This window comes from Pseudaeromonas sp. HNCC25DJ180, from assembly GCF_055413345.1.
Window position 1 is genome coordinate 145,610 of the sequence record NZ_JBVAYF010000004.1, and the last position, 11,588, is coordinate 157,197.

Sequence of the window (11,588 nt, forward strand, 5' to 3'; positions counted from 1 at the left end):
TTTTTATGGTTAACCCATTCCGCTTTATGCCTCTGGACTCCAGACGACCAAGCCGGCGTAGCCCGCCAGCGTGATGGAGGCTGTCGTGAATAGGGTATCGCGCCAAAAGTCACGACTGCCACTGGGTAACAGTATGGTACGCGGCTCAGCTTGCCAGTTGAAAAAACAGTGCAGCGTCCCGTCGTTCCATGGAATTTTCCCCTCCTCAAGATGGTCGTCAGCAAAATGCGCGGCCGGCACCTTGGCCGCGGCCAACGAGTAGAGCTTATCGATAAGCCCCCTCTGCTCATCATTGAGATCCAACAGACGATCACCTAACAGTAACATGCCGCCACAGGCCACCAGTGCTGCTGCATGAAAACTGTACTCAGCCGTCGACGCCTCTTGCCCGGGAATATTGCGCAAGCATAAACAGTCCGGATCCAGTTGCCAGAGATGATCGGCCTGCCAGCTACGACAGAAGATCTCACGGGCGATCTGCCGAATACGATGACCGCTACGCTCCACATCATCAGCCACACGCATACCATGTACTAGTCCCAGCGATGGCCAAAACGGCGCATTGCAACCGAGCAGGAAGCTGTCCGCTCCGGCCCCCTCATATATGGCAGCCATTCCCTGCCGATAGGCTTCGACTCGGGTAGCTTGCGGATTGCTAAACCGCCCACCGTGGATTGCCCCCCAGAAGTTGGCATCCAGCTTGAAATAACGAATGCCATACTCATGGCGTAGCGTATGAAATAGTTGTCGCAGGTGAGTTTGCACCTGTGGATGAGTGCCATCCAACACGTACCAGGGGGTGCAGCGCCAGCCCCCATAGGTGACCTTCTCTGCAGGCAAGGGTTCACCCTGCTCATTTTTTACAAACCAGTCGGGATGATCTCGAAACAACTGGGAGCCAGGTTCGGCAATGAAGGGGGCCACCCAGAGTGCCGGCTCAAAACCAGCGTCATGAATAGTCGCCACCAGGGAGGATAAGCCCCCAGTAAACTGCTCCGCGGGTACTAACCAGTCGCCCATGGCCCGCTGATACCCATCATCAATCTGTACAAACTGGAAATGCGGAAAATGGGCCGCCATCTGCTGCAGGTTTTCGACAATATCCTGCCGGGTTACCTCAGCATAGTAGTGATACCAGGAGCACCAGCCGGTAGCCCGCGCTTGAGTCGCAAGGGGTGGATGATGGCGAGCAATTCGGGCGGCATAGTCTTCCAGCAAGGTCTCCCGCTGGGGGCCACATAACACCACCAAAGATTCACTTAGCCAGTGCTGCCCCGCCCCCAGACACAAGCCCTCACTGTTCATCAGGATCTGCAAACGGCCACTGGGGAAGAGCCGAAACTCGCCACCAAAGCGCTGGCAACTCGTAAAGCCCAACAGACACCACTGCTCCTCCTGCCGATACAGCAACAGATTATGCACTGTGTGGTACTGCTCATCGGCTGTGATGCGATACACACTCGCATCGGGACAACGTCCGATCGCCTCGGGCGCCCCCCATACCCCACCACTTTGCGCCAGCATCTGAAAGCCTTCACCGTAGATGGGCGTATCCGGCGCGGCCACCATGCCATCAAACAACAGCCAACTGGGAAGACGCCTAGCCTGACCACCTATGTTATCCAGGCGGGCGACAAATTCGCCATCACTCCAGGCCGGGCTACTCAGCAAGCCGTCTCCGGGTTGATAGCTGACCAGAGCCTGACGCCAAGTCTCTTGTTTCGTTTTCATCTATTTGATCCTGTTAACTATTTGCCGATGACATTGCCGCCATTCAAACGGCAGCACCCTTGCAAAATTTTTTTTAGCTACGACCTTTACTCAGTCAAAAATAGACTATATTTAAATTGCTACTTAGATTCGGACTTCTTCATTAGGTAGCGAGCAGACGACCGCTATTCTGGGGGTCGGCGTTCATAGAGTTAATTCATGTACGATGCGGAATACTGCTTCTATAGCAGCGAAAAAAAGTAAGGGCGAGTCAATACACCGACTCGCCCTTACCCATTTCGGCTTTTGCCACTCCTTACCCACAGTACGTTCGCCATGTTGTATCCCGACATATCCACCCCAAACTTACGTTGCCTATCAAAGACTCTAGCAGGGTTTTGCCAACACAAGCTGAACCGCTCCCCTCTTGATAACGCTATCATCCTCTGTCGAAGAGTCGATAACGTGGTAAAGTGTGACATCATCGCCATTTTTGGATTGTTTCACTCATGTACAGACACCCGCGAGTACGACAACTCGGCGCCTATCTGCTCAGCTTTGCCATCATACTGGCCTGTCTGGGAGTGGGTAAACTCATCGCGACCCTACTCCCCTTCCCGTTTCCCGGCAGCATACTGGGTATGTTGATCCTCTTCTTACTGCTCAATTTTCAACTGATCCGCTTACCCTGGATAGAAGCTTCTGCCGGCCTGCTGCTACGCCACATGGCCCTGCTGTTTATTCCGGTCGCGGTTGGTCTATTGGCCTATCTGGATACGGTGATGGCATCGCTTGGCGTTATCATGCTGAATGTGCTGCTGGGGATAGCGCTGATCCTGCTAGTAGTGGGCCGTCTCTACCAAAGGATGAATCGATGATCTTCTATCTGGCAATCCCCCTGACTCTGCTGCTCTACTGGCTGACCCGCGCCCTCTATCGTCTGAAGCCCTTGCCCTTTATCAACCCCGTGCTTATTCCCATGCTGCTGATCATGGCTCTGCTCAGCTACTTCGGTCTCTCCTTAGCTGACTATCAAGCCGGAGCCAGACCCATACACCTGCTGCTAGAGCCCGCCGTGGTGGCGCTGGCCATCCCGCTCTATCAGCAATTGGGGCAGATCCGCGCTCGTCTCAAACCGATACTGCTGTGCTGTACTGTGTCGGTTCTCATCAGCGTACTGCTCACCTTTATCACCTGCAGCCTGCTGCCAGTACCGCCTGAGATCATCAGCTCCATCGCCACCCGCTCCATTACCACACCCCTGGCCATGAGTGTCAGCACCAGCCTGGGGGGCATAGCCGCCATCGCCGCCGCCATAGTCGTACTGGTGGGGATTCTTGGCGCCGTAGTGGGTTTTCCTCTGCTGAAGTTGTTTGGTGTGACCGATCCCCAAGCACAAGGGCTCGCTATGGGCGCCTGTTCGCACGCCGTGGGGACGGCCGCCGCAGCAGAACGCGGGATCAGTCAGGGCGCCTTCTCCTCCTTGGCCATGGTGGCATGTGGTCTGCTGACCGCCATACTGGCTCCCCTGCTCTTCGCTGGTTATCACCTGCTCCAACAGTGGTTCGCCGGTTAGCAACGTAGACATAGAGTGAGTGGGCGACATATGGAGCACACTCAGAGTGAGCCGCAGAGTCGTCAGGAGTGAATGATGCCGATACCCTTGCGTCATACCATGGCTCAGCTGCCCAGCAGCCTGCGCCCAGTACTTGAGCAGTGGTCAAGCCACCACTCCATCACCATGCTCCCACCCGAGCTATTGCACGAACTAAGCCATGTGAGTGGCCTGGATAAACGGGAGCTCACTCTGGCGCTGTTGCCGCTGGCCACCTGCCATGCCTATGCTCCTCTCTCCCATTTTCAGGTAGGCGCGATTGCCTGGGGGGGATCAGGAACCTGCTACCTAGGGGCCAATATGGAGTTCAGCCATCAAGCCTTGGGGCAAACGATACATGCCGAGCAGAGCGCCATCAATCATGCCTGGTTGCATGGCGAGACAACCGTGCTGGGCATCACCATCAACGCCTCGCCCTGCGGTCACTGTCGCCAGTTCATGAATGAGCTCAACTCGAGCCAAGGGTTGGCCATTTACCTGCCAACGGGCAGATATACCCTGCAGCAGCTGCTGCCCTATGCCTTTGGTCCAACCGAGTTGGCTATCACAGATACGCTGCTCACCCCACAGGTGCACCCCTTACCCCCAGTACCCCCAGCCGAAGCGGATCCCCTGCTACAGTTGGCGCAACAAGCCGCCACCCTGAGCTATGCCCCTTATAGCCAGAGTCATGCCGGAGTTGCCCTGCAGTGCGGTGATGGCCGCTGTTTTGTCGGCCGTTATGCCGAGAATGCCGCCTTTAATCCCAGCCTTCCCCCGCTGCAATCGGCCTTGAGCCTATTACGGATGGCCGGTTATGCCCCAGAAGATGTGCGTCTTGCCGCCTTGGTCGAAGCGAAAGAGGGGCAATTGAGTCATCGCCATAGCACAGAGATGCTGCTCGCAGCCTATGGCATCCATGAGTTGAGCTATCTAGCCCTCTAACCTACCCCCTGCTCACAAGAGCGCAGAGAAAGCGCGTTAACAAGGCAAAAAAATAGACTGGATTAACCAGTCTATTTTCTCTATTCGCAGCTCAACTATCCCCTTACTGGAACTGGTTAATAAGCCATTGCAGCCGCTCTCGTGGCGTCTTGTCTTCATCGAAGAAGTTCTGCATCCGCAGGAAGGTAATGCCACCAAAACCGGGGGTACGATGCAGGGCCGAGGCGATCTGCTTCCAGCCCTGTTCCCCATACAACTCACCCGCCAGGGCATTTTCGCCCATCAAGGCTATGCCCAGCTCATGGGCGGCATCGGCAAACCAGCCCACCAAATCAGCGGCGCGGGAATAGCCCTCGTAATCCTTGTTGATCATCTCCAGACAGGTGAAGTGCAACGCCACCCGGGAGCGCTGCTCCGAGGGCACCAGTTGTTCCAGTAACTGCACATATTCCCGCTGATTATGGGGGCCAAGGGTGGGATGGGGTTTGATCAGACCCGCGGTGATTTCGGCCACCCGAGGCGATTTCGGGTCGCTGATCTCCCAATGGATGCCGGGCACCTTGACACCCACAGGAATGGTGCGCCAGCTATCGTTGTCAAACAGGGCCAGACTCATCTCCAGGATACGACGACCGTGACTCACCAAGGCACCGTGATACCAGCAGAGGAACTCCCGAGCCCAAGCCGAGTAGACATACTCCTTGTTCTCAAACAGATGATCAGCCACCGGCATACTGATGGCGTCAAATTGGCTGTGACGCGTACCGAAGGCATAGTTCAAGGCCTGGATAGTGCCGAAGCGACTCACCAGATAACGGCGCCAGTCCTGCTCGGCCAAGGGGCTATAACACTGCAAGGTACCGCGATTGGGGTAGTTACCCCAATCATGGGAGTTATAGCTAGGGTAGCGCAGCTCGCCGGCCGGTCCCAAGCTGACGTTGATCTCGGCAATCATGCCTGCGCGCGGTGCATAGTGGTCGCGGAAGGCGGCGATAAAGCGCTGGTAATAGGGCATCACATACTCATCCGCCCACAAGGAGACATACTCCATGGAGGCATCGCCCGTCTCGCTCACATATTGCAGATCACGCACCGAGCTAAGCTCAGGATGACTCTCCAGCAGTTTGCCCCACAGCCAAAGCGGTATGGTCTGCATGAAGTCATCATTGACGTTGCCTCCCGCCTGGTGGAACGAGAGGATAGGCACCCACTGCATGTCATGCTGAGCCAACAGCGCCACCACCCGATCGTAGTAGCTCCAGTCAAATTGTCCGGCCTGACGCCCCTCTATGAGCCCCCACCACAGATCGGTGGAGATGGCGGTGACCCCCATCCGGCGCAGCGTTCGGACCTCATCGGCAAAACGGCGCCATTCGGCCTCAGAGAGCAATTGTCTTTGGTTCGCCACCTTCAGATGCAGGGGGCCCATCACCCGGAACGCCTTGTGGCTAAGGCGCGAGACTTGTCCCTGCCCATGGCGCAGCCGAGTGAGTTGACGCAAGCGCGCCTCCCCGACTCCGGCACTGAGCAACACATCCAGATCGCGAATGACCCAGCCACAGTAGCTGGCATGATTGAGCACGGAGCCAATCAAATGATCCCACTGGGGATGGTCGTCCAAGCTCAGACGCTGACTGTTCTCCGCCAGCACGGGTAGGCTGAGTTGCTTGGCTGCCGCCAGCCAATCCCCCAGCAACGCCGGTTCACTCTCCCCGTGATGAACCCCCGCCCCCGTCAACAGCAGGCGGCAACGGCCCCGCAATGCCACCGGAACCAACTGCTCCAGGGTCTGGGCGAACAGGGCACTGCGTGCCTGATGGGAGTTCGGCTCGGCAATAAACCCGGCCACTAACTCAGCCAACGCACTCTCGGCCTGTACCAGACGCGGCAAGCGGCCGGGCACTCTGACACCTAGCGTGGCATTGAGCCAAGGCAGCTGAAACACCTCATGGGCCAACTGCAACAGTTGGCGGCCATACCCCACCAGAGAGTCATGATACCAGTGGCAAAAATCACGCTCAGCCGCACCAGCCTCAGTCGTCAGCAGCCGCTCGGTGATCCCGACCACCACGGGTTTGAGCACAGCCGGCAGGCGCAGATCCAGCTCAGGGCAGTGCCAAGCCTGCTGCCACTGACTAAGACTCTGATACTGGGCCAGCATGGCTTCAGCAAACAAGCCGAGTGCCCGTTGACTGTAACAGGGAAAGTAGGCCGACAGTCCAGCTTCAGCGTAATGTCCGATGAAGGGATAACGCCACTCACCTTCCGGACCTATACCTAACTGCAGATGACGGATCCCATCGGCAAACTCCACCATGTGCTCGGCAAAGCCCTGCATAAACTGACGGAAGTAGGGAATGGTCAATTCAGAAGCCCAGAGCGAGGTCGCCATTATGCTATCGCGCCCATGCTGATCCAGATATTTCAGACTATCCAATGGCATCTGGGAGGGGAGCTCTTGCTGCAGACGGCCCCATAGCCAATCCGGCAGCAGGCTCATGTAACGCACATCATTCATACCGCGGGCGACTAAGGAGAGATCGGGGATGATCTGTAACCCCTCAGCTCGGATCAGGGTAAAGAGTTGGTGATAGGCCTGCCAGGAAGCGGCTTGCTCCACCTGTTCCGGAATGAAAGGCGCGACATGGCGCCAACTGATCGGAACTATGATGCCATCGACACCAGCCTGCCGGGCTCGTCTGAGCTTCTGTTGTAAGGCTTGGAACTGTTCAGGCGTAGCTGGAAGCTGCAGAATATTACGTGTGAGATCGGCGCTTAGGTGAACCCAGACCTGCAGGGGTGACTTGATACTATTCATATGTCTCTCTGGCCATAGTGACGCATGGCAACGGGAATGTCCGCTGTGGTTTTCCCGTCTTGGGGAACAAACTGCAAACCTGATATGCTTTTCAGTACGGGATAATGTGATTCATCACACATTTTTCAATCTTACCCCGTCACCATCCTATACCGAATTTCAGAAATAGAAGTGGCAGTTTTGACTATTTCCGGCCTTGGAACATAAGTCAGCCCCAATCTAGCCCCATGTTAGACTTTGCGGAAGTTTTGTCATTAAAATTATATTTCTCAATAGGTTATATCAAAAAAAATCTGTCCACCCTCTATTCAAATTTGCGAATTAGAATATACACTCCATTCATCAAGGATTATGCATTTAGGGAAATTTATGCGTGCTCTCTCCATACAATGGAAGATATCTCTGCTAGCAGGAACCTGCTTACTGCTCTCTACCACTGTGTTGACAGGCCTGGCACTGAGTGCAGCCTATCGCACCAATCAAATGGTGGTCACTCAGGCCAGTGATGAACTCAAACGCAACGCCGAACAAAATCTGACGCAACAGGCTGAAGCCGAATCGGCACGCGTAGTCAGCTATCTGAACGATGCGGTGATCCGCGGTCAAATGCTGGTCCAAGCCCTGCAATTTCAAAAATATTACGCCGAAGAGAACCTACTCAGTAGCGAAGTGCTACGTGGTGCCATCAACCAGACCATGCGCGCTACCGTAGAACACGCTGACCATATATTGGCCGGTTATGCCGTCTATCTCCCCGATGCCCTCGACTCCGAAGATGCCAACTATGTGGGCTCAACCAACTTAGGCGCCAATGACAAAGGCCGCGCCGCCCTCTACTGGACACGAAATGCCAAGCATGAACTGGTATTAGAAACCATCGGCGAAAAAGAATTATCAGATACCAGCATAGATGAGAACGGGATCGCCAATACCGAATGGCTGCAATGCAGCCAACGGGCGAAACAGACCTGCCTGCTGGACCCTTATCTCGATGAAGCCATTACACCTGCCAAACTCATGACCTCAGTGACGGTCCCCATCCTCAGTGAGAATAAGCTGATAGGCATAGCCGGTCTTGATATCGAATTGGAGCATCTGCAACACTTGGTCCAGAGCATGAACCAACAAATGTTTGGCGGCGCAGGCAACGTCTTGCTGGTCAGCCAACATGGCATAGTGGCCGGAACGACTCAAACAAACATCAAACGCGGGGCTCTGCTACAAAAACAGGATCCTAAACTGCAGCAGGAGATCTTGCCCCTGCTCCAGAGCAAACAACGGCAAACCCGTTGGCAAGCAGGGATGCTACGCATCGTCATGCCAATCCAGATGCAGGGTGCAGAGACAACCTGGGCGCTGATCATCACCATGCCCGCCGCCACAGTGCTGCATCAAGCCACCCAGTTAGCGGACAAACTCTCCCTTCAACTCGAAGAGACCACGTTCCAACTGGTACTGTGTGCCCTCATCATAGGTATGCTTGGTCTCGTTATTTTCTGGTTTGTCGCCCGCCAGATCGCCACCCCCTTACGTCGGGTGGTCGATCGTTTACGGGATATTGCCCAAGGCGAAGGGGATCTGACCCAAAGGATCAGCCTGCAGCGCAATGATGAGTTGGGTGAACTGGCAAACTGGTTCAATGCGTTTCTCGATAAACTGCATAGCACAGTTCGCCAAATAGTGAGCTCAACCCACCAGAGCCATCAGATGACAGAGCAAAGCCGGAGCCTCTCATCCCAAAGCAGCCAGGCCCTGCAGGCTCAATTCAATGAGATCGATCTGGTTGCGTCGGCTTTTGAAGAGATGCACCAAACCTCCGCCGAAGTAGCCCAGAGTGCCAATCGCGTAGTAGTCGCGGCGGACAGTGCAGAATTGTCAGCCCAACAGGGAAAGTTAGTTGTCGAAGGGACTCAGAAAGCCATGTCTCAACTGATGGCATACATCAGCTCAGCCAAACCTGAGGTTGAGGCACTAGCCGAAAACAGTGACAGCATCAGTCAAATACTGGAAGTGATCACCGCCATCGCCGAACAAACCAATCTGCTGGCTCTAAACGCCGCCATTGAAGCCGCCAGAGCCGGTGAGCAAGGGCGAGGTTTTGCGGTAGTCGCCGATGAAGTCCGCAATCTCGCCCGCCGCACTCAGGACTCAGTGGTTGAGATCCGGCAGGTGATAGGCAACCTGCAATCGGGTACTGAGCAGGTGGTGAGTGCCATTATCGCCAGCCATGAACAAGCCAATGTCACTCATCAAAATGCACAGCAGGCGGTAGTAGTGATTGAGCAGATCACCCAAGCCATCGCCACTATCCAAGAGATGAGCAATCAGATTGAGATAGCCGTTAAAGAGCAGGGCCAAGTCAGTGGCGAGATCAGTGAAAACGTCAACAACATCCGTAAGGCCAGTGAAACTGTAACCCTAGCAGCAGATGAATCTAACCAGATGCTCGAGGGTTTGCAGGCCTTGGCCAACCAGCAACAGCAGTTGGTCAATCAGTTTAAGGTATAGCCTTCCTCTGACAACCCAAAGTGGCACGACGAGAAGGGGGGAAACCTCCTTCTCGCTCGCAAACTGACGGCGTCAAAGGTATTCGCGGCGCAAGAAAACGTAAATTGAACTCAAGTAACCACTATCTGGGTGAGCAAAAAGTAAATCTATGCAAACCCACCAGCCACTATTTACCGGCTGACGTAGGCTTGTGTTTACCCGAGGTTAGCTTGAGATCAAACCACTATGACCACAATACCCCGCATCCGTTCTTGCTGGTTGGCGTTACTGTTCCCCCTACTCAGCCCCACCCTGCTGCTGGCTGCCGAAACAGATAGACAGGCACACCCACCCCAGCCACCCAAAGAAGCCTATACAGCCTGCAGCAATCTCATCGCACAGGATCCCTGCACCGTCACAACGCCTAATAATCAGGTGTTAGAGGGGAGCTGTGTTGCGGTGAAAAACAAGCAGCAGGAAACGGCCCTAGCCTGTCGGCCAGAGCGTATGCCGCCGCCAGAGGGTATTGAGCCTCCCCCAGGGGATGCGCCTCCTGTTGATGACCCAACCGAGCCGTGATAGCGGTTTGACCAAAGAAAAAGCCCGTTGCATAACGGGCTTTTTTCTTTTTCGCCTTACTGACCAGGTTGCGGCAAGTCGGCCTGAGTCATGCGCTGCTGTATGATACTCGCCTTGCGCAGCAAGCGGCGATCGGTCAGGTGAAGCTGATAGTAACGGGGGTTGGTCACCATGGCGGCCAGCTTCGCCGCCTGAGAGGGGGTCAATTGACTAGCATGCATACGGTAATATTTGCGCGCCGCCGCCTCGACACCAAACAGACCATTCCCCCACTCAATCACATTCAGGTAGATCTCAAAAATACGCTGCTTATCCAACACGGCTTCGAGCATCACAGTGATCAGCGCCTCCTCCAGCTTACGCCAAGGAGTACGGCTAGAAGAGAGAAACAGATTCTTGGCCAGTTGCTGGCTGATGGTGGAGCCCCCTGCCACTATCCGCCCCTTCTTCAGATTTTTCTCCCAGGCGTACTGCATCCCTTCCCAGTCGAAACCATCATGGTCGGCAAACTTGGCATCCTCCGCCACTAGCAGTGCCCGTTTCATATGTCGCGATATCTTGCCATATGGAACCCATTGGTACTTCAGTTCGGCATTGGGATCATCATCTTGCAGCCGGGTCAACTGCTCGCTCATGAAACTGGTCATATCGGGGTTAACCCAACGCCAACAGACGATATGCGTGAAAATCCAGACATTCCAGAACAGGTAGCAAGCCAGCAAGCCCAAAAGCAGATGCTTAATGCGGATCTTGCGCCAGTGTCGCGGCATAAAGCGCCCTATCAGTGGCAAGCGGCCCATGATGCGCAAGAAGTGAGCCAGCAATCTCATAACAAACCTGTTCTCATAACAAACCTGTGGGGAGCAGAAAACGAGCCGTGATTGTAACGAAAGAGGGCAAGCCTAAGCAATCAGCCCCCATAGCCCCATCCTTGAACGTGATAGCATGCACCACTCACCATAAGGAGGTGCTATGACCATCTGGATTGATGCCGATGCCTGTCCGGTTGTAATTAAAGAGATGCTGTATCGCGCCGCGGAGCGCACCCGCACCCCGCTGATCTTGGTCGCCAATCAACCGCTACGTACGCCACCCTCGGCGCTCATCCGTAGCGTACGGGTATCCAGTGGCTTTGATGAGGCCGATGATTATCTGGTAGAGCAGGCGCAGCCAGGCGATCTGGTCATCTCATCCGATATTCCGCTGGCCGCCCGACTGCTGGCCAAGGAGGTCGCGGTGCTGACACCTCGGGGTCAACCCATGACCCAAGCCAACATAGGCGAGCGTCTGGCGATCCGCGATTTTCTCGATACGATGCGCAGCTCCGGAATTCAAAGTGGCGGGCCTGCTACCATGGCTCAGGCCGATAAACAGCAATTTGCCAATGCCCTGGATCGTTGGTTGGTGGAGGCTCAGCGCCGTCTTGGCGCCACCAAGCAGCCTAGTTAACCCAAG

General features: G+C 55.2%; 9 protein-coding genes. 6 read left to right on the plus strand and 3 right to left on the minus strand.

What is annotated here, in order from left to right; translation table 11 throughout:
- Window positions 1-24 precede the first annotated feature (24 nt).
- Window positions 25-1,731, minus strand: a complete 1,707-nt coding sequence (locus tag ACZYTD_RS05060) for a glycoside hydrolase family 36 protein (protein WP_463889943.1) — start codon at window positions 1,729-1,731, stop codon at window positions 25-27.
- 488 nt (window positions 1,732-2,219) lie between these two features.
- Between ACZYTD_RS05060 and ACZYTD_RS05065 the strand changes: the two genes are divergently transcribed.
- The 3 genes from ACZYTD_RS05065 (at window position 2,220) to cdd (ending at window position 4,249) form a co-directional block, all read left to right on the plus strand.
- Window positions 2,220-2,588, plus strand: a complete 369-nt coding sequence (locus ACZYTD_RS05065) for a CidA/LrgA family protein (RefSeq protein ID WP_463889945.1) — start codon at window positions 2,220-2,222, stop codon at window positions 2,586-2,588.
- Window positions 2,585-3,286 carry an LrgB family protein gene (locus ACZYTD_RS05070; protein ID WP_463889947.1) on the plus strand — a complete coding sequence of 234 codons (702 nt, stop codon included), beginning with the start codon at window positions 2,585-2,587 and terminating at the stop codon, window positions 3,284-3,286. The genes ACZYTD_RS05065 and ACZYTD_RS05070 overlap by 4 nt, the downstream gene beginning before the upstream one ends.
- A 72-nt stretch (window positions 3,287-3,358) precedes the next feature.
- On the plus strand, window positions 3,359-4,249 hold the full coding sequence (gene cdd / locus ACZYTD_RS05075) for a cytidine deaminase (RefSeq protein ID WP_463889949.1): 891 nt from the start codon (window positions 3,359-3,361) through the stop codon (window positions 4,247-4,249).
- Between the two features lie 103 nt (window positions 4,250-4,352).
- On the opposite strand, the gene ACZYTD_RS05080 is transcribed toward cdd, so the two are convergent.
- Entirely contained in the window at window positions 4,353-7,067 is a 2,715-nt protein-coding gene (locus ACZYTD_RS05080; protein WP_463889951.1) for a family 14 glycosylhydrolase, read from the minus strand.
- 369 nt (window positions 7,068-7,436) lie between these two features.
- On the opposite strand from ACZYTD_RS05080, the gene ACZYTD_RS05085 reads away from it, so the two are divergent.
- On the plus strand, window positions 7,437-9,575 hold the full coding sequence (locus ACZYTD_RS05085) for a methyl-accepting chemotaxis protein (protein WP_463889953.1): 2,139 nt from the start codon (window positions 7,437-7,439) through the stop codon (window positions 9,573-9,575).
- Between the two features lie 225 nt (window positions 9,576-9,800).
- A complete protein-coding gene (locus tag ACZYTD_RS05090) occupies window positions 9,801-10,133 on the plus strand; it encodes a hypothetical protein (RefSeq protein WP_463889955.1) in 333 nt (110 codons plus the stop codon).
- A gap of 56 nt (window positions 10,134-10,189) precedes the next feature.
- Here the strand turns inward: ACZYTD_RS05090 and mtgA are convergent, their stop codons facing one another.
- Window positions 10,190-10,963, minus strand: coding sequence for a monofunctional biosynthetic peptidoglycan transglycosylase (gene mtgA / locus ACZYTD_RS05095; RefSeq protein WP_463889957.1), 774 nt, complete (start codon window positions 10,961-10,963; stop codon window positions 10,190-10,192).
- Between the two features lie 142 nt (window positions 10,964-11,105).
- On the opposite strand from mtgA, the gene ACZYTD_RS05100 reads away from it, so the two are divergent.
- Complete coding sequence (locus ACZYTD_RS05100) at window positions 11,106-11,582, plus strand: YaiI/YqxD family protein (RefSeq protein WP_463889959.1); 477 nt, start codon at window positions 11,106-11,108, stop codon at window positions 11,580-11,582.
- Window positions 11,583-11,588 lie beyond the last annotated feature (6 nt).